Genomic DNA, 17,390 nt, shown 5'->3' on the forward strand with positions numbered 1-17,390 from the left:
CACGGCGTTTCTCCCTAGTCAGCTTTTTGCTATCAGCATCACGACTGATCTGGCCTCGGCACGATACTGACTACTGTCAATTTTGGTGGTACTGTCCATCGCATGGCAATCGTTTGGCGTGGGTAATGCCGTATCGAGAACACGCTCCCAGTTCAATCGAGTATTTTTAATTTTCTTGGGAAGTTCGAATTCAAGCGCTTCCCAATAACTATTGAAAATAAAATAAATCACATAAGGCCGATGCGGCATAGCCACCAGAATCGCCAAGCTGTGAGAATCCATTCCCCAGTCGACTTGATTCAATTTGACGCCGTGGTATTCGATATGCAGTTGCTGAAACAACTGATTAAGCGTTGGCGACGGTTTTTGATCCCAGCGATATAAATTGCGACGCAGACGAATCAGCTGTTTTACAAAACGGTGAATATCGGCATGTTTGCTCAGCAAAGACCAGTCGAACCAACTCAGTTCGTTGTCCTGGCAATAGGCATTATTGTTGCCCATTTGGGTTCGGCGCACCTCGTCGCCCATGGTTAACATTGGTGTGCCGGCGGCGAACATGGTCAGCGTCAAACAGTTTTTGATTTGGCGTTGCCGTAAGGCGTTGATTGACGCATTTTCGCTTGGGCCTTCGGCGCCGCAATTCCAGCTATAGTTGTTGTAACAGCCATCCTGGTTGTTTTCGTTGTTTCGTTCGTTATGCTTGCCGTTATAGGAAACCAGGTCGTTCAGTGTGAATCCATCATGGCAGGTAATGAAGTTGATGCTGGTTTCGGCTTCTTGTTCGGCATGGCCAAAGATGTCCGGACTGGCGAACAACCGGTTCGGTAATTTGGCGACACTGCCGGCATCGGCTCGGATGAAGGCGCGGATGTCATCACGAAACTGACCATTCCATTCTTTCCAAAGATCGCCAAAACCGCCTAACTGATAAAGCCCTGCCGCATCCCAGGCTTCCGCAATCAGTTTGCTGCCCGATAGTACCGGGTCGGTGATAATGTCCCAGAGGATAGGCGGTGTCGGCATCGGGTTGCCGTTTTCATCGCGCGATAAGATCGATGCCAAATCGAAACGGAAACCGTCCACATGCATTTCCGTGACCCAATAGCGCAAGCTGTCCAGTATTAGTCGCCGAACCACCGAATGATTGGCTTTAAGGGTATTGCCGGTTCCTGAGTAATTGTGATAGTTGCCGTTATTGGGATCGAGAATGTAATAGACATTGTTGGCTAAGCCTTTAAAACAAAACATAGGGCCGCGATCATCGCCCTCGGCAGTGTGGTTGAATACCACGTCGAGAATGACCTCGATACCAGCCTGATGTAAGGCTTTGACCATGTCCCTAAATTCGGCTATCGCGCCAAGCGGGGTTGGGTCGGAACTATAGCCGCTATGTGGCGCGAAAAAACAAATAGGCGAATAACCCCAATAATTGCTCAATCCCTGCGGCGCGTCTTGGACGTCGAACTGAAATATCGGCAACAATTCCACGGCCGTCACACCAAGATCTTTGAGATAAGGTATTTTTTCGATCAGCCCGGCATAAGTGCCTCTTTTTTCCGGCGTGACGCCGGATTGAGGATGCGCGGTAAAGCCGCGCACATGCATTTCGTAGATGACGGTGTCGCGGAACGGGGTTCTTAACGGTGCATCGCCTTCCCAGTCGTAGCCGCGATAATCCACCAGCACGCTTTTCATCGCCGAACCGAAATGACAGCCGGGTTTGCAAGCAGCACCCCTGTCGTACTTTGAGCTGACGGCAATGCCGCGAGCATAGGGATCGATCAACAGTTTGTCGGGATCGAAGCGTAAGCCGCGCGCCGGATTGTTAGGCCCGTAGACGCGATAACCGTATAGTTGTCCCGCCTGAACATTGTCAACGTAAATGTGCCAGTAATGAAATGTGCAATTGTCGATCGGTTCTAAATGGATGATGCGAGTCGGTGTATCGGAATCGACAGTATCGAAAAGTAACAATTCGACGGCCGAGGCATTTTTGGCATAGACGCTAAAATTCGCGCCACCCGGACGTAAAGTCGAGCCTAAGGGATACGATCTTCCGGGCATTTTGTTCCTCATGCCAAAGTTATTGGTGTGGAAATGGCGTGGAAATATCGGTTGCTATGTATTGGATCCATTATTTGCCAGCGAGGGTGGTAGATTTTCGATTGATCAACAGTTTACCGGATTACTGGTGTGTCGGTGAAAACCGAGACTATATCCCAGCCAATCCGCAGCGTTCGAGTCTCTCCCGCCTGCAAAAGATGGACGCCACTTGCCGGATAGCCGGTCAATAAAGCCACAATCCAGGATCAAGGCTTGCATCATAAATACCGTCGTTCAAAGAAAAAGATTATCTAGGAACGGACGTGGCACTATTTAGCCGGCTTGCGATAACTATCAAATAAGTAGCGGATTTCCTCCAGTCCGTCTTCTATCGACCAGGTCACCGTTTTGGAAAGTAAATCCAACAAGATGACGCCATTGACGGCCGCGTCTTCACTGATGGCTGTTTTTAGGCGTTGAGTTAAATGTAAGTTAATAATCTGTAAATTCTTATAAATGGACAGTAATTCGTCTAGTTCCAGGGAATAGGGCAAGTCGTCTTTGTAGCGAAAATATTGCGCCAACAGGAACATGGTTGTCACGCGGTAGATGGTTTCGTCTTGGTCGGCCAGGGGTAAATGAAAGCGAGCCATCGGTTTTAAAAACTCGGTATGCGGACAAGGACTGGTGGCCATGATCAAGCCGAGAATTGAACTGGCAATGTGTTGAGCGGTGGTTTCGCCGCGGATGGTTCTTCTGTCGGTGAGTACTTCGACAGTCATTGGCTTATGGGAAACCAAATGGCCGCATAAATCCAGCAATGGCACCAAATTGATCGCCACTGGACAGTGCGGCCACTGTTGCGGGTTTAGCGGGCAATTCCGGCATTGCTGATAAGAAAGCTCGGTCCAAAACGGGTAGGGTGGTTTCGTGGGCGAAATCAGCGTCATGCTTTGTTTGTCGACCTCTATTAAGAAATCGGTGCTGTCGTACTCCGCCGCCGTTAGCCGGTAGGTAAAGTGCAAGATGTCTTTCGGCATAGTTTTCTTCGCAAACTGGCTGTGTTTCGATGACGACAAAAGCCTCAGAGGCCTACCTGATTTGTCACTTGGCACGCTCATCCGCGGCCGGCGGCGTTCCGAACCGATTGTAGGGCGTGGCAGTGATGATTGTAAATGGCTGGTGGGACGGGCATATTACCAGCCAATCAGGCAGCGGCAATGGATACAAAGCAGCCGAATTCTCGGTGAGGTCTAACTTAACCCGTATGCTTCTGTCGCCATGCTACAATCCCATGCTCTTAACAATGAAACTATAAGGCTTTTTATCATGCAATTTAATAAACTTTCGGCGGCTACTCTGATGCTTTTATCATTTTCCGCGACAGCGGAAGTGCAGTTGACTAAAGCCGATCTGCTGGGCACTTGGCAAATCGATAAAGAATCGAATAGTAGCGACGGTAGCAAAGCGCGCAGCTCGAACACCACCTGGGCTTTCAAGGAGGACGGCACCATAGAAGGCATGACGCATGAGTCCGACGCCCACGCCCGCATCGATCAAATGCGCGCGGTACTGAATTATTCGATAGAAAACGGCAAAATCGTCAAGCAGGCAGCGCCGGGCCGTTCGAAAATGGAAACTTGCGAGGCGATCGAAAAAACCGGCAACAGCATGGTCTTGAAATGCCAAACGGTTTATTTTTTCATGACTAAAAAGTAAGAATTGACAGAATAAAGTTTCAGTTCGCGGTGAGCGGATCGTCTTCTATTGAGTGATTCGCTCCGCTTGTGTTGATAAGCGCTCAGGTTCGCCAGCTTGAGCCCGAGGACGCAACGATCTTGGTTTTTGGAAAAGCAAGTGCAACAGATATTCGATTTCGCCGAGCGCTGTTTATTCGATAGCGGTATCGAGCGAAAACGCGCTTTAACCCATCAAGCTCGGCAATTGTTGGGCGACAATAGCTTGTCGTTGCAAGCGTGCGGCGAGGTGTTGCCGATCAGCAATACCATTTTTCCGAGTAAACCCCAATTGCTGATGCCGCGCGACATGCCGAAGCGGCGGTTGGACACACCGGAAGGTAAGGCCGCGTTTTTTCACGCGTTGGCCCATATCGAGTTCGTGGCGATTTATCTGGCTTGGGACATTATTTATCGGTTTCGCGGCTTGCCGGACGACTTTTATCGCGATTGGCTGATGATTGCCGATGAGGAAGCGCTGCATTTTGCGATGATTCGCGAGCATTTGCTGACTCTGGGCGCCGATTACGGCGATTTGCCCGCGCATCGAGGCCTTTGGTCGCATGCCGAGGATACTGCCGATGATATTCTGGCTCGCTTGGCGGTGGTGCCGCGTTGCATGGAGGCGCGTGGTTTGGATGTGACACCAGCGATGATAGACAAGCTGAAAGCCATGGGCGACGACGCGGGCGTGGCGATTTTGACCCGGATTTACCAAGACGAAATCGGCCACGTGGAGCGTGGTTCATATTGGTTCAATACCTTGGCAAGGCAGCGCGGCTTGGAGCCGGAAGCCTGTTACCGGGAATTGATTTTGAGCTATTACAAGGGCAAACCCAAAGGCCCATTTAACCGAGAAGTGCGTATAATCGCCGGCTTCTCGAATAACGAAATCGATTGGCTGGAGGAGCGCTTGCATGAATAACAAACCGGTTTTTGATTACCCGCTGTTTGCCATGGGCTTTAGGGCTTTTTTCGCGCTGGCGGGTTTATCGGCGCTGGCTTTGATCGCGCTATGGAACTCGATGTCCAATGGTTCGCTACATATCGATAATTACTTTGCCGGTAGTACCTGGCACGCGCATGAAATGCTGCTTGGCTACACCACGGCAGTGATTGCCGGGTTTCTGTTGACGGCGGTTAGAAACTGGACCGGCTTGCAGACGGTGAATCCCGACCAATTGGCCTCGCTTTGTTTTTTGTGGATTTATGGCCGCGTACTGCCGTTTTATTCGGAATTACTGCCGGACGTATTGATCGCCGGCGTCGATTTTGCTTTTTTACCTGTGTTGGCTTATTTCGTTAGTAAGCCCATTTTGCAAACCGCTAACTACAAAAATCTGGTTTTTATAGCATTGTTGCTGTTGTTGGCTTTGGGTAACGGTTTGATTCACGCTCAAGTTCTGGGTGTTTCAAGTCATAGTGCCGGGTTTGGTCTTATCCTGGTGGTCACGGTGATCGTCGCGATGATTTTGGTCATCGCCGGCCGAGTGTTTCCGTTTTTCACCGAACGCGGCTTGTCCGGCGTGATTTGTATTCGCAATCCGCTATTGGATGTTGCGGCTGTTGCGGTGAGCTTGGCGGTATTTGTGCTGCTGATGCTGAATATGTCTGGTGCCTTATTGGCTGTCGTCGCCGTCGCGGCGATTGTGATTAATATCGTCAGGGTCGCTGCTTGGTATAACGCGCGGATCTGGTTTGTGCCCTTGCTGTGGGTTTTGTATATCGGCTACGGCTGGTTGATCCTGGGTTTTGGCTTGGTATCTTTGGCTGCTTTTGGTGTCGTGCCGCAGACCTTGGCTTTGCACGCCTTTACCGTGGGCGGTATCGGTATTTTGACTCTGGGTATGATGGCGCGGGTAGCCTTGGGGCATACCGGCAGGGCATTGAAAACCTCGAACGTGATGGCGCTGGCGTTTGTGCTGATCAATGTCGCGGCGCTGTTTAGGGTTTTGTTTCCGGCTATATTGCCGGCCTGGTATGGTGGCTTGGTGATGGTGTCCACTTACTGCTGGCTGGCGGCGTTTTCCTTATTTGCATTTTATTACGCACCGATACTGACTTCGCCTAGGTTGGACGGTCAGCCGGGTTAAAGCCACAAAAAAGGCGGCTTGTAAGCCGCCTTTTTTGTGGGGACAGGTTTTTAATGAACGCTGTAATGCGATTCGATATAGCGCTCGACCAGTTCCTGGAATTCGCCGGCGATATTGTCACCTTTTAAGGTCACGGTTTTTACGCCGTCTTCAAAGACTGGTGCCACCGGCGATTCTCCGCTACCCGGCAGACTGATGCCGATATTGGCGTTTTTGCTTTCGCCTGGACCGTTGACCACGCAGCCCATGACCGCGACTTCCATGGTTTCCACGCCTTTGTATTTGTCTTTCCAAACCGGCATCTGATCGCGCAAGTAAGCTTGGATGTCTTGCGCCAGTCTTTGGAAGTAGTCGCTTGTGGTGCGGCCACAGCCGGGGCAAGCGATAACCATTGGCGTGAATGAGCGGAAACCCATGGTTTGCAAAATTTCCTGGCCAACGATGACTTCTTTAGTCCTGGCGGCGCCGGGTTCCGGCGTTAATGAAATTCGAATCGTGTCGCCGATGCCTTGCTGCATCAATACACCCAATGCGGCGGCGGACGAAACGATGCCTTTCGAGCCCATGCCGGCTTCGGTCAAGCCTAGATGCAGTGCGTAATCGCAACGGTTAGACAGGTCTTCGTAGATGCTGATCAATTCCTGCACGTTGCTGATTTTGCAAGACAGGATGATTTTATCTTTACCCAGGCCAATCTCTTGAGCTTTAGCGGCGCTTTCCAGCGCGGATAAGACAATAGCTTCGCGAGTAATGGCCGGCAATTCCTTGGGGTTGGCTAGCTGGCGATTTTCGTCAAGCAGACGTGTCAGAACCGCTTGGTCCAGACTGCCGCCGTTAACGCCGATTCGCACCGGTTTATTATATTTGCAGGCAAATTCGATCATTTGCTGGAATTGCGGATCGCGTGCTTTGCCTTTGCCAACGTTGCCGGGATTGATGCGGTATTTGGACAGCGCTTGCGCGCAGTCCGGATATTTTTCCAGCAATTTGTGGCCGTTAAAATGGAAGTCGCCGATAATCGGCACCGAGAAACCTTTTTGGGTGAGTTGATTGACGATTTCCGGCACGGCTTTGGCGGCTTCCTCGGTATTGACCGTGACTCTAACCATTTCAGAACCGGCGGTTGATAATTCCATGATCTGTTGAACGCTTCCTGCAACATCAGCTGTGTCGGTATTGGTCATGGATTGGACTACAATCGGGGCACCGCCACCGACTTGAATATTTCCTACCAAAACTTGTTGGGTGTGTTTTCTGGGGCTAATCGACATAGAATTGTAGTTTGCAAAAAATCAAAGTTATCTGAAAAAATACCAAGTAAATCACTTAGGATATAAATTATACCTCCATAGTTATGAGACGAAAGAGCAAATTGTGCGGATAAATTATTTTTCTGATGTGCATTTAGAGTTCGGCGAACAGAGTTTGCCGGAAACGGATGCTGATATTGTGGTGGCAGCGGGCGATATTGGGATTTTCAAACAGGGTGTTGAATGGCTAAAGTCTATCGATAAGCCGATTATTTATGTGGCTGGCAACCATGAGTTCTATGGTTATGAATATCAACAAGTGGTCAGTATGCTGCGCAATGAATGCGCGGGCACTCAAATCCATTTTTTGGAAAAAGATCAGTTTATCTATCAAGGCGTGCGCTTTCTGGGTTGCACGCTGTGGGCCGATATTTTTGCCGAGGGTGAGAAAAAGGCCGAGGTGTTGGGCAAGACCTTAAACGATTTTCGTAAAGTGCGGTTTGGGAACGAAGGATTTAACCAAAAGCATTTTGCCGCATTACACCAAGAGGCGAAAACATGGCTGCAAAGTCAGTTAGCACAACCCTTCGACGGCCAGACCGTGGTGGTTACGCATCATGCGCCCACCGAATGGAGCTGGATCGAAACGCCGAATTCACTGAAAAAGCTGGCTTATTGCAACGATTTAAAGCCTTTATTTCACGAGTATGAGATCGCCGCCTGGTTTCACGGGCATGTGCATAACATGGGCGATTACCGGATAGCGGATGCCCGGATTTTGAGTAACACTCGAGGCTATGTCGGGCGTAAAACTGTGAGTGGTTTCGACATTAACAAAGTCGTTGATATTTGATCGCTATTTCCGCTTAAGCTGGGTGTTATCAACTGGTCTGCCGGCCGGCTAGGCTCAGGATTTCTCGTTGAGAAAGCCGATAACTTGTGATGTAATGATCAGGTTTTATGTCTTGAAGTGCCCTCTGGTCATGCTGTTTTTCGGGAGGGCTTTTTGCTGCAACTAGTCTGGAGAGCAGGCGTATTCACTATGCAATTTACTATTAAGAAAGGTTTGGATTTGCCTATCACGGGCGGGCCCGAACAAAAGATAAGCGATGGTAACAGCATCAAGTCGGTTGCCCTTTTGGGTGTCGATTATGTTGATCTGAAACCAAAAATGTTGGTCGCCGAAGGCGATAAGGTCAAACTGGGGCAAGCGCTTTTTTCCGACAAGAAAAATCCTGGCGTCAACTTTACCTCGCCTGGCGCGGGGGTGGTTAAAGCGATTAACCGCGGCGACAAGCGTGCCTTGTTGTCCGTCGTGATCGAATTGCAAGGTGATCAGCAAGAATCTTTTGCTAAATACGGTGAGGCCGAGCTAGGCAATTTGACGCCGGAGCAGGTCAAAGAAAATTTGCTGGCTTCGGGCTTGTGGACTTCGTTCTTGACTCGTCCTTATGGCAAAGTGCCTGCAGTCGATAGCGTTCCGAGTTCAATATTCGTTACCGCCATGGACACTCGTCCGCTTGCAGCCGATCCAGCTGTCATTATCAAGGAACGCTCTGCCGACTTTGCTAATGGCTTAACTGTGATCGCTAAGTTGACTGCTGGTAAAACCTATCTTTGCAAGGCAACAGGTACCGATGTGGTTGCCAATCAAGCTGTTGAGGTAGCCGAGTTTTCAGGTCCGCATCCTGCTGGCCTGCCGAGTACTCATATTCATTTTCTTGACCCGGTCAATATCCATAAATTTGTTTGGCATATCGATTATCAAGCGGTTATCGCTATCGGCGCGCTGTTTGCCACAGGCAAACTGAATGTCGAACGCGTCGTGTCTCTAGCCGGTCCAACCGTCAAGAATCCTAGATTGGTGCGGACAAAAGTCGGTGCCAACTTGGACGATTTGGTCGCTGGTGAATTGCAAGATGTTGAAAATCGCGTAATTTCGGGTTCCGTCCTTTATGGACATGAGGCTGTTGGCCCGGTGGCGTTTTTGAGTGCCTACAGTTTGCAAGTCTCCGCCATTAAAGAAGGTCGCGAACGCGAGTTCTTCGGTTGGATCGTTCCGGGTAAAGACAAATATTCGGCGCTGAATGTCTATGTGTCCAGCAAAGATCGTAAAGATAATCGCTTGTTCCCGTTGACCACCGATAAGAACGGCAGTAATCGGGCCATCGTGCCGGTCGGCGTCTATGAGTCCGTGATGCCTCTGGATATATTGTCCACGCCGTTGCTGAAAGCGATTGTGGTCGGCGACACCGACACCGCGCAGTCTTTAGGTTGTCTGGAATTGAATGAGGAAGACGTTTCCTTGTTCACTTTTGTCGATCCGGGCAAGCACGACTTCGCACCTGTGCTCAGAGCTAATTTAACTAAAATCGAGAAGGAAGGATAATGTCGGCTAGAGATTTATTAGATAGCATAGAGCCGCATTTTACAAAGGGTGGCAAGCTCGAGAAGTATTACGGTCTCTATGAGATGGTGGATACTTTTATCTACACGCCATCCGATGTAACGCGCGGTAAAACTCATGTTCGCGACGGCAACGACCTGAAGCGCACCATGACCTTCGTGGTGATCGCCACGGCGTTTTGTATCTTGATGGCCTGGTACAACACCGGTTACCAAGCTAACTTGGCAATGAAAGGCATGGGGCTGGAAGAGACCAACGGTTGGCGCAGTCTGATCATGGCTTTGTTCGGTTACAACCCTTACAACCCGATCTCATGCCTAGTGCATGGCATGCTGTATTTCTTCCCGATTTACATCACTACTTTGGCTGTTGGTGGCGTTTGGGAAGTATTGTTCGCCACCGTACGCAAACACGAAGTCAACGAAGGCTTCCTGGTATCTTCGATGCTGTATACCTTGATCCTGCCGCCCGACATGCCTTTGTGGCAAGTGGCGCTGGGTATCTCTTTCGGTATCGTGTTGGGCAAGGAAGTGTTCGGTGGTACCGGTAAAAACTTTTTGAATCCCGCGCTGACCGGTCGTGCCTTCCTGTTCTTCGCTTATCCGGCCTCGATTTCCGGTGATGCGGTTTGGGTAGCTGTAGATGGTTTCAGCGGCGCGACTGCTCTGTCATTGGCTTCCGCCGGTGGTTTGGAAGCGATCCAAGCCAGCTTTGGTTGGTTCCAGGCATTTTTCGGATTCATTCCGGGTTCCATGGGCGAGACTTCGACTCTGGCTTGTTTGTTGGGCGCGGCATTCCTGCTGTATACCCGCGTGGCTTCTTACCGGATCATGGCCGGCGTGTTGATCGGCATGATTAGCTTCTCGACCCTGTTGAATGTGATCGGTAGCGACACCAACCCGATGTTCGCGATTCCCTGGTACTGGCATATGGTATTGGGCGGCTTTGCCTTCGGTACCGTGTTCATGGCGACCGATCCGGTTTCCGCTGCGGTGACCGACACCGGTCGCTGGATTTACGGTGCCATGATCGGCGTGATGATCGTCATCATTCGGGTTATCAATCCGGCTTTCCCTGAAGGTGTGATGCTTGCCATTCTTTTCTCAAACATGTTTGCACCATTGATTGATTACTTTGTTGTTCAAGCAAATATTAGAAGAAGGATCAAACGCCATGCTTAATGCCGAGAAAAAAACCTGCAGCTATAACGAGCAGCTCTGCAAATATTACGAACAGTTCAGAGCTTATGCCGATCGAATTCTGGCTTTAAGTAACGACAGCCTGGAAAAAACCGTCAATGTAGCACTGGCCTTGTGCTTGGTGTGTGCAGTGCTGGTATCGCTTGCTACCGTGGCTTTGCGACCTCTGCAAGGCTACAACAAAGCGTTGGATATGAAGAAAAATATTCTGGATGTCGCCGGTTTGCTGGAAGAGGGTACCGATATCGATCAGGCGTTTAGCGAAAGAATCGAAAGCAAAATCGTCGATCTGAAAACCGGTGATTATGTTGACAATATCAATGTCGATGAATTCGATCAACGCAAAGCGGCTAAAGATCCTGCTCAAAACGAAGCCATTCCGGTCGAGAAAGATATTGCCAGCATCCGCTTCAAAGCCAAATACACCAAAGTGTTTTTGGTTAAGAAAGGCGATCAGTTGCAATCGATCATTCTGCCGATCAACGGTTATGGTCTGTGGTCAACTATGTATGGTTTTCTGGCTTTAGAGCCCGATGCGCAAACCGTGCAAAGCATCAACCTGTATGATCAAGGCGAAACCCCTGGTCTGGGTGGCGAAGTGGTTAATCCGAACTGGCGCGCATTGTGGAAAGGCAAGAAAGTCTATTCCGACAAAGGCGAGGTAGCCTTGGCTTTGGTCAAAGGCGGCGTTGATGCCAGTCGTCCCGATTCGGTCTATAAAGTTGACGGTCTGGCCGGTGCAACATTAACCAGTCGTGGTGTCAGCAACCTGATCCAATACTGGATGGGCGCTGAAGGTTTCGCTACCTATCTGAGCAAAATTAGAACAAACGGTTAGGACTTATCATGGATAAAGAAACTAAAAAAGTGTTATTCGAACCGTTGGTCGATAACAACCCGATCACCTTGCAGGTGCTCGGCGTGTGTTCGGCGCTGGCGGTGACTTCGCAAATGTCGACCTCGCTGATCATGGCGCTGGCCTTGACTTCCGTAACGGCTTGTTCGAGTGCGGCGATTAGTGCCGTGCGTCAACATACACCCAGCAGCATTCGGATCATCGTACAAATGATCATCATCGCTTCGCTGGTTATCGTGGTCGATCAGTTGTTGAAAGCGTTTGCGTTTGATGTCAGCAAAAAACTGTCGGTATTCGTCGGTTTGATCATTACCAACTGTATCGTGATGGGGCGCGCCGAAGCCTATGCGATGAAAAACCCGCCACTGAAAAGCTTTATCGATGGTATCGGTAACGGTCTCGGCTACAGCTTGATTCTGGTGATAGTCGCGCTGTTCAGAGAAACCTTGGGTTCAGGCAAGTTACTGGGCTTTGATGTGTTGCCATTGGTCAAAGACGGCGGCTGGTATGTGCCAAATGGCATGATGTTGCTACCACCAAGCGCGTTTTTCATCATCGGCTTGATTATCTGGGGTTTCCGTACCTGGAAACCTAAACAGGTTGAACATAACGAGTTCAAAATCATGTCGATTGCTCACGGTGAAGGAGGGCACCACTAATGGAAGCCTATATCAGTCTGTTTGTTAAAGCGGTTTTCATCGAAAACCTGGCGCTGTCGTTCTTCCTGGGAATGTGTACATTCCTGGCGGTTTCCAAGAAGATTTCCACGGCAATGGGTTTGGGTATTGCGGTGATGGTGGTGCAAACCTTGACGGTGCCTGCCAATAACTTCATCTATCAAACCCTGCTGAAAGAAGATGCGTTGGCCTGGCTGGGTATTACCGGTGTTGACTTGAGCTTCCTGAGCTTGCTCAGCTGTATCGGCATGATCGCTGCGATCGTGCAGATTCTGGAGATGATCCTGGATAAGTTCTTTCCTGCTTTGTATCAAGCCTTGGGTATCTTCCTGCCGCTGATTACCGTGAACTGCGCAATTCTGGCTGGTAGTCTGTTCATGATCGAACGCGACTACAACTTCAGCGAAAGTGCGGTTTACGGCATCGGTTCCGGTTTCGGCTGGGCTTTGGCGATTACCGTCATGGCCGGCGTGCGCGAGAAACTCAAATACAGTGATATTCCCGCCGCTTTGCAAGGCTTAGGGATCACTTTTATCACAGCCGGCTTGATGTCTCTGGGCTTCATGGCTTTCTCTGGAATTCAATTATAAGGGTATCGTAATGCTGGAAATTGCATTAGGTGTTATTTTCTTCACGGTCATCGTGATTGCGCTGGTGTTTATGATCATCGGCGCCAAGAGCAAATTGGTGGCCTCCGGAGATGTGGAAATTCTGATCAACCATGAAAAGAAAATCCATGTACCGGTAGGTTCTAAATTATTGACGGCGCTGGCTGATAACCAGTTGTTCGTATCTTCCGCCTGCGGTGGCGGTGGTACTTGCGGACAATGCAAAGTCAAAGTACACAGCGGCGGCGGCGATATTTTGCCGACCGAGCAGTCTCACATTACTAAACGCGAAGCTGCGCACGGCGAGCGTCTGGCTTGTCAGGTATCCATCAAACAAAACATGGATATCGAAGTCGAAGACAGCGTATTCGGCGTTAAAAAATGGGAATGCACCGTTAAGTCTAACGACAACGTCGCAACTTTCATTAAAGAACTGGTGTTACAGTTGCCGGAAGGCGAAGCCATTAACTACCGTGCCGGTGGTTATATTCAAATCGAATGTCCGCCGCACGTTTCCAAATATGCGGATATGGATATCGCCGAGGAATATCGTCCGGATTGGGATAAATTCAATCTGTGGCGCTATGTGTCTGAGGTGAACGAGCCTGTGCTGCGTGCGTATTCGATGGCGTCTTATCCCGAAGAAAAGGAAATCATGCTGAACGTACGGGTGGCATCGCCACCTCCCGGTGCGCCGGATGGTATTCCGCCAGGCAAGATGTCTTCGTTCATCTTTAATCTGAAACCAGGTGACAAAGTGTTCGTTTCCGGCCCTTACGGTGAGTTCTTTGCCAAGGATACCGACAACGAAATGGTCTTCATCGGCGGCGGTGCCGGTATGGCGCCGATGCGTTCGCATATCTTCGATCAATTACGCAGACTGAAGTCCAAACGTAAAATGACCTTCTGGTATGGCGCACGCAGCAAACGCGAAATGTTCTATGTTGAAGATTTCGATATGCTGGCCAAGGAAAACGATAACTTCGAATGGCATGTGGCCTTGTCCGATCCGTTACCTGAAGATAACTGGAAAGGCTACACTGGCTTTATCCACAACGTGTTGTTCGAAGAGTTCTTGAAAAAACATCCGAATCCTGAAGATTGTGAATATTACATGTGCGGACCTCCAATCATGAACTCCTCAGTGATCAATATGTTGATCGCCAACGGTGTTGATCCGGAAAATATTTTCCTCGACGATTTCGGCGGTTAAATTAAGTAGGCTGAGATGAATACGGGGGGCGATTTTCGAATTGCTCCTCGTTTTTTCGTTTTAGCGATTAGCAAACAGGAGAACGAAATGGGTTATTTTTTAGCAACGTTTTTATTTATGTTGATCGTGATTGCCGTGATGGCGATAGGCGTGATATTCGGTAGAAATGCGATTAAAGGATCGTGCGGCGGTACCGGTAACTGCATATGTACCGAAAAGTGCGACAAAAGAAAGAAATTCGAAGCCGACCAGGCTCAAGCCAATACCATGTCCGTCGAACAGCCTTAAGCGGAATTGCCGAGTTAAATGGATCGAATCCAACCCTTGGCTGATTACTTAGGGGGCGATCACTTTGCGAAAGGTTAAATTAATTCGACCTTCAGTCAGTTTATCAACGATCGGAACACTATGTAGCCAATGGTGCTGAAAATTCGGTCGCATGATCAACAACGCACCACTGGGCAATAACGCACTGTCATGTTGCGAAGACTTTTTATGCCGGAACGCGAACGGCCGTTCCGCGCCGAATGTCAACGAGACAATAAAAGGCTGGGCGCCGAGTTCCGGCTCATCGTCGGCGTGCCAACCGACATAATCCTTGCCGTTTCGATATAGATTCACCAAAACCGAGTTGAACGAATATTTCAAGTAACTCTCAACTTTGCTTCGAATGTCGGATAGCAACGGCGACCATGAACGCGTTTCCAATAGGTTGTTGCTGTAGCTGTAACGGATGCCAGGATCGGCGTGCCAAGTCTGTAAGCGCGGTAAGGTGAATTGCCGACCGCCGACCTCATATCGGTTATCCGGCCAGCCCTGCTCACGCAGCAGGCGTTGGTAGAAGTATTCGCTTTCGGCGGGTTCGTAGAATCCTTCGATAACCTCAATCTCAGCGCAAAGCGTCATCGTACGCTCCGTATTACACTTGATTCTGGCTTTTTATATACGCCGCTAAGGCGCTGTCCATTGTCGCGGTATGCAGGATAAACCAGCTAGGCAGGCGTTCCCGGACAAACGAACGGCCGAATGTGAGCAGACCTTTATCGACCCGGCTTTTGAATTGTTTGAATTCCCCCAAAACCCGCTGATGCTCGCCTTTATGTTCGGTTTCAGCCGGAAACCCGAATTGCGCCATCAACTGATTTTCGCACTCGAAATGCTGTTCGGTATGAGCACATAAATGCTGGAACAATACCGGAAAGTCGGCATTGCTGGCGTTATCCAATTGATTGACAAGGCTAATAAACTCGTCATGGTCATTGTCGATTAGAGCATGGCCGACGGCTGGGATATGGGTTTTTTCGATTAATGTCATATACGTTTAGCTAATTATTTTTTACAAGTTCGTAGGCAACGTATAAGGGAAGCAGATTTTATGCCTCAATGCTAGATGTGAATAGGGTGGCCTGTAAGCAGGCCTTCGCGCGGCATAATTGTCTGCATACAGAGCCTTCCTAACGAATGAGAAGTTACTTTAGCGAGTAAATTCCTTATTATCAATAAACGTCCCTAACGTAACGTTTGTCTTTTTTCAGCTGATTGACGTAGTCGACGGCCTCGACTAATGATTTATTGCCGTGTACCCGAATCACATCATGTAAAGCCTGGTCGACGTCTTTCGCCATCCGGTAGGCATCGCCGCAGACGAAGAAATAGCCTCCTTGTTCCAGCCAAGCATACATCTCCGCGCCATTTTCCTTCATGCGGTCCTGCACGTAGATTTTTTCGGCTTGGTCGCGGGAAAATGCTAGGTCGAGGCGGGTCAGTAAACCATTGGCTTGCATCGCTTCGATTTCCTCGCGGTAGATGAAATCGGTAGCAGCATTACGGTCGCCGAAAAATAGCCAATTTTTGCCGGGCGCTTTACGGAATTCGCGCTCTTGCAGGAAAGCCCGGAACGGCGCGATACCCGTGCCGGGACCGACCATGATCATCGGCAAGCTATCGTTGGCCGGGACGCGGAAATGGTTGTTGGGTGTGAAGAATATCCGCACATCGGTGTCTTCGTTCACCAGATCGGCCAGATAGGTGGAGCAGACGCCTTTATGTTGGCGGCCGTGGGCATCGTAACGCACGCTGGCAACGGTTAAATGCACGCTATCCGGATGTTTTTTGCCGCTGGACGAGATGGAGTAAGCACGATGTTGCAAGGGTTTCAGCAAGCGCAGGAATTCGGCGGCGGAAAATTCCACGCCGGGGAATTGCAGCAATAGGTCGAGTATGTCGCGGCCCCAGAGATACTCCGCCAGTTTTTCCTTGTCGCCCGATAACAATAAGGCATTCAAATCCTGATCGCCGGAACGACTGGCGATTTCTTCGATCAATTCCTTGCTAGGCAATTTGATTTCAAAATGAGTGCGCAACGCATCCGACAGCTTCATCAACTCGCCATTGACCGGTTCGTCTTCTTCGCCGGTGCAACCGATAGCTTTGATGATTTGCGCCACTAAATCCGGACAATTGCTTGGGATCACGCACAGCGCATCGCCGGCTTCATAACTGAGGTCCGAGCCAGCAATCGAAATTTCGTAATGGCGAGTTTCCTTAGACGAATCCAATGCGGTAATGATGCGATTGACGCGCATTTTGGCGGGGAACGGATTTTTGCGGTTGTAAGCCGGTTTCGCGGCTTGCGCTTCAGTATCGACTACCGCGACGGTGGCAGCGCCTTCCGCCATTAACGGAATCACTTCACTAAGCCATTTTTCGGCTGGGGTTTCGAAATCGACATCGCAATCGACGCGGTCGAACAGCCGTTTGGCGCCTAGTGCCGCTAGACGGTTGTCCCAATCGATGCCTGCCTGGCAGAACAGATCATAGCTGGTATCGCCCAAGGCCAATACCGAATAATTGACGTTTTCCAGGCGCGGCGCGGCGGCGCTGCAGGCGGCGTCCCAAAGCATTTCGGCGTTGTCTGGCATTGCGCCTTCGCCGTAAGTGCTGGTGATGATCAATAGATATTGCATCTGCGGCAGTTGACCGAGTTCCACTTCGTCCATGCTTTTAACCACCGGTTGCAAGCCGTGTTTTTTCGCGGCATTGGCAGCATCGTTGGCCAAGGATTCGGAATTGCCGGTTTGACTACCGTAGAGGATATGCAGAATGCGGGCATCGGCTTGATTGGCGCTGCCTGCGCTATGGATCATATGGCTGTGCATGCCGGCGAAAAAGCCGCTTAGCCAGGCGCGTTGGTTATCACTATAAGGAGCGTTTTGGGGGATAAAAGGTGCTTTCATTTCATTACCATCTATGGACAGATGTCAGGCTGTCCAGTCACTGTATTTGATTCTTGCCATCCAAAAAGG

17 protein-coding genes are annotated in these 17,390 nt (G+C 49.9%); 11 read left to right on the forward strand and 6 right to left on the reverse strand.

What is annotated here, in order from left to right; genetic code table 11:
• Nucleotides 1–18 precede the first annotated feature (18 nt).
• Together glgX and QZJ86_RS09195 are read right to left on the reverse strand one after the other, a co-directional pair.
• Nucleotides 19–2,067, reverse strand: coding sequence for a glycogen debranching protein GlgX (gene glgX / locus QZJ86_RS09190; RefSeq protein WP_301938364.1), 2,049 nt, complete (start codon nucleotides 2,065–2,067; stop codon nucleotides 19–21).
• 308 nt (nucleotides 2,068–2,375) lie between these two features.
• The gene (locus tag QZJ86_RS09195; RefSeq protein ID WP_301938367.1) at nucleotides 2,376–3,086 is read right to left on the reverse strand and encodes a DUF6901 family protein; all 711 of its coding nucleotides are present in this window, start codon (nucleotides 3,084–3,086) and stop codon (nucleotides 2,376–2,378) included.
• A 322-nt stretch (nucleotides 3,087–3,408) separates the two neighbouring features.
• Here QZJ86_RS09195 and QZJ86_RS09200 point away from each other — a divergent pair, with 322 nt between their 5' ends.
• The 3 genes from QZJ86_RS09200 (at nucleotide 3,409) to QZJ86_RS09210 (ending at nucleotide 5,875) form a co-directional block, all read left to right on the forward strand.
• Nucleotides 3,409–3,765 (forward strand): lipocalin-like domain-containing protein, encoded by a 357-nt coding sequence (locus QZJ86_RS09200; RefSeq protein ID WP_301938369.1) that lies wholly within the window; start codon nucleotides 3,409–3,411, stop codon nucleotides 3,763–3,765.
• Between the two features lie 138 nt (nucleotides 3,766–3,903).
• Nucleotides 3,904–4,707, forward strand: a complete 804-nt coding sequence (locus tag QZJ86_RS09205; protein WP_301938371.1) for a ferritin-like domain-containing protein — start codon at nucleotides 3,904–3,906, stop codon at nucleotides 4,705–4,707.
• A complete protein-coding gene (locus tag QZJ86_RS09210) occupies nucleotides 4,700–5,875 on the forward strand; it encodes an NnrS family protein (protein ID WP_301938373.1) in 1,176 nt (391 codons plus the stop codon). Before QZJ86_RS09205 ends, QZJ86_RS09210 begins: the two co-directional genes overlap by 8 nt.
• 50 nt (nucleotides 5,876–5,925) lie before the next feature.
• On the opposite strand, the gene ispG is transcribed toward QZJ86_RS09210, so the two are convergent.
• Complete coding sequence (gene ispG / locus QZJ86_RS09215) at nucleotides 5,926–7,146, reverse strand: flavodoxin-dependent (E)-4-hydroxy-3-methylbut-2-enyl-diphosphate synthase (RefSeq protein WP_301938375.1); 1,221 nt, start codon at nucleotides 7,144–7,146, stop codon at nucleotides 5,926–5,928.
• A gap of 103 nt (nucleotides 7,147–7,249) precedes the next feature.
• Here ispG and QZJ86_RS09220 point away from each other — a divergent pair, with 103 nt between their 5' ends.
• From QZJ86_RS09220 to nqrM, 8 genes are all read left to right on the forward strand, one after another.
• Nucleotides 7,250–7,978, forward strand: coding sequence for a metallophosphoesterase (locus tag QZJ86_RS09220; RefSeq protein WP_301938377.1), 729 nt, complete (start codon nucleotides 7,250–7,252; stop codon nucleotides 7,976–7,978).
• A 189-nt stretch (nucleotides 7,979–8,167) separates the two neighbouring features.
• Nucleotides 8,168–9,514, forward strand: coding sequence for a Na(+)-translocating NADH-quinone reductase subunit A (locus QZJ86_RS09225; RefSeq protein WP_301938379.1), 1,347 nt, complete (start codon nucleotides 8,168–8,170; stop codon nucleotides 9,512–9,514).
• Nucleotides 9,514–10,713: an NADH:ubiquinone reductase (Na(+)-transporting) subunit B gene (locus QZJ86_RS09230; protein WP_301938381.1), complete on the forward strand. Its 1,200-nt coding sequence runs from the start codon at nucleotides 9,514–9,516 to the stop codon at nucleotides 10,711–10,713. The genes QZJ86_RS09225 and QZJ86_RS09230 overlap by 1 nt, the downstream gene beginning before the upstream one ends.
• The gene (locus tag QZJ86_RS09235) at nucleotides 10,706–11,569 is read left to right on the forward strand and encodes a Na(+)-translocating NADH-quinone reductase subunit C (protein WP_301938383.1); all 864 of its coding nucleotides are present in this window, start codon (nucleotides 10,706–10,708) and stop codon (nucleotides 11,567–11,569) included. The genes QZJ86_RS09230 and QZJ86_RS09235 overlap by 8 nt, the downstream gene beginning before the upstream one ends.
• A gap of 8 nt (nucleotides 11,570–11,577) precedes the next feature.
• Entirely contained in the window at nucleotides 11,578–12,246 is a 669-nt protein-coding gene (locus QZJ86_RS09240) for an NADH:ubiquinone reductase (Na(+)-transporting) subunit D (RefSeq protein WP_301938384.1), read from the forward strand.
• Nucleotides 12,246–12,854 carry an NADH:ubiquinone reductase (Na(+)-transporting) subunit E gene (gene nqrE, locus QZJ86_RS09245; protein ID WP_301938385.1) on the forward strand — a complete coding sequence of 203 codons (609 nt, stop codon included), beginning with the start codon at nucleotides 12,246–12,248 and terminating at the stop codon, nucleotides 12,852–12,854. The genes QZJ86_RS09240 and nqrE overlap by 1 nt, the downstream gene beginning before the upstream one ends.
• Before the next feature lie 10 nt (nucleotides 12,855–12,864).
• Nucleotides 12,865–14,085 (forward strand): NADH:ubiquinone reductase (Na(+)-transporting) subunit F, encoded by a 1,221-nt coding sequence (gene nqrF / locus QZJ86_RS09250; RefSeq protein WP_301938386.1) that lies wholly within the window; start codon nucleotides 12,865–12,867, stop codon nucleotides 14,083–14,085.
• An 87-nt stretch (nucleotides 14,086–14,172) separates the two neighbouring features.
• Nucleotides 14,173–14,373, forward strand: a complete 201-nt coding sequence (gene nqrM / locus QZJ86_RS09255) for a (Na+)-NQR maturation NqrM (RefSeq protein WP_301938387.1) — start codon at nucleotides 14,173–14,175, stop codon at nucleotides 14,371–14,373.
• Nucleotides 14,374–14,421: 48 nt separating this feature from the next.
• Here the strand turns inward: nqrM and QZJ86_RS09260 are convergent, their stop codons facing one another.
• From QZJ86_RS09260 to QZJ86_RS09270, 3 genes are all read right to left on the reverse strand, one after another.
• Nucleotides 14,422–14,991 carry an alpha-ketoglutarate-dependent dioxygenase AlkB family protein gene (locus QZJ86_RS09260; RefSeq protein ID WP_301938388.1) on the reverse strand — a complete coding sequence of 190 codons (570 nt, stop codon included), beginning with the start codon at nucleotides 14,989–14,991 and terminating at the stop codon, nucleotides 14,422–14,424.
• Nucleotides 14,992–15,004: 13 nt separating this feature from the next.
• The gene (locus QZJ86_RS09265; protein WP_301938390.1) at nucleotides 15,005–15,400 is read right to left on the reverse strand and encodes a bacteriohemerythrin; all 396 of its coding nucleotides are present in this window, start codon (nucleotides 15,398–15,400) and stop codon (nucleotides 15,005–15,007) included.
• Between the two features lie 181 nt (nucleotides 15,401–15,581).
• Nucleotides 15,582–17,321: a sulfite reductase subunit alpha gene (locus tag QZJ86_RS09270; protein ID WP_301938391.1), complete on the reverse strand. Its 1,740-nt coding sequence runs from the start codon at nucleotides 17,319–17,321 to the stop codon at nucleotides 15,582–15,584.
• Nucleotides 17,322–17,390: the final 69 nt, after the last annotated feature.

The sequence above is a fragment of the Methylomonas montana genome, from assembly GCF_030490285.1.
Classification (GTDB): domain Bacteria; phylum Pseudomonadota; class Gammaproteobacteria; order Methylococcales; family Methylomonadaceae; genus Methylomonas; species Methylomonas montana.

Excerpts from the sequence above, each read along its gene's own strand:
- QZJ86_RS09225 (WP_301938379.1), top strand. The coding sequence starts at position 8,168 with ATGCAATTTACTATTAAGAAAGGTTTGGATTTGCCTATCACGGGCGGG.
- nqrM (WP_301938387.1), top strand. The coding sequence starts at position 14,173 with ATGGGTTATTTTTTAGCAACGTTTTTATTTATGTTGATCGTGATTGCC.
- QZJ86_RS09265 (WP_301938390.1), bottom strand. The coding sequence starts at position 15,400 with ATGACATTAATCGAAAAAACCCATATCCCAGCCGTCGGCCATGCTCTA.
- QZJ86_RS09270 (WP_301938391.1), bottom strand. The coding sequence starts at position 17,321 with ATGAAAGCACCTTTTATCCCCCAAAACGCTCCTTATAGTGATAACCAA.
- QZJ86_RS09260 (WP_301938388.1), bottom strand. The coding sequence starts at position 14,991 with ATGACGCTTTGCGCTGAGATTGAGGTTATCGAAGGATTCTACGAACCC.
- QZJ86_RS09195 (WP_301938367.1), bottom strand. The coding sequence starts at position 3,086 with ATGCCGAAAGACATCTTGCACTTTACCTACCGGCTAACGGCGGCGGAG.
- QZJ86_RS09200 (WP_301938369.1), top strand. The coding sequence starts at position 3,409 with ATGCTTTTATCATTTTCCGCGACAGCGGAAGTGCAGTTGACTAAAGCC.
- QZJ86_RS09210 (WP_301938373.1), top strand. The coding sequence starts at position 4,700 with ATGAATAACAAACCGGTTTTTGATTACCCGCTGTTTGCCATGGGCTTT.
- QZJ86_RS09240 (WP_301938384.1), top strand. The coding sequence starts at position 11,578 with ATGGATAAAGAAACTAAAAAAGTGTTATTCGAACCGTTGGTCGATAAC.
- QZJ86_RS09230 (WP_301938381.1), top strand. The coding sequence starts at position 9,514 with ATGTCGGCTAGAGATTTATTAGATAGCATAGAGCCGCATTTTACAAAG.
- nqrE (WP_301938385.1), top strand. The coding sequence starts at position 12,246 with ATGGAAGCCTATATCAGTCTGTTTGTTAAAGCGGTTTTCATCGAAAAC.
- nqrF (WP_301938386.1), top strand. The coding sequence starts at position 12,865 with ATGCTGGAAATTGCATTAGGTGTTATTTTCTTCACGGTCATCGTGATT.
- QZJ86_RS09235 (WP_301938383.1), top strand. The coding sequence starts at position 10,706 with ATGCTTAATGCCGAGAAAAAAACCTGCAGCTATAACGAGCAGCTCTGC.
- glgX (WP_301938364.1), bottom strand. The coding sequence starts at position 2,067 with ATGCCCGGAAGATCGTATCCCTTAGGCTCGACTTTACGTCCGGGTGGC.
- ispG (WP_301938375.1), bottom strand. The coding sequence starts at position 7,146 with ATGTCGATTAGCCCCAGAAAACACACCCAACAAGTTTTGGTAGGAAAT.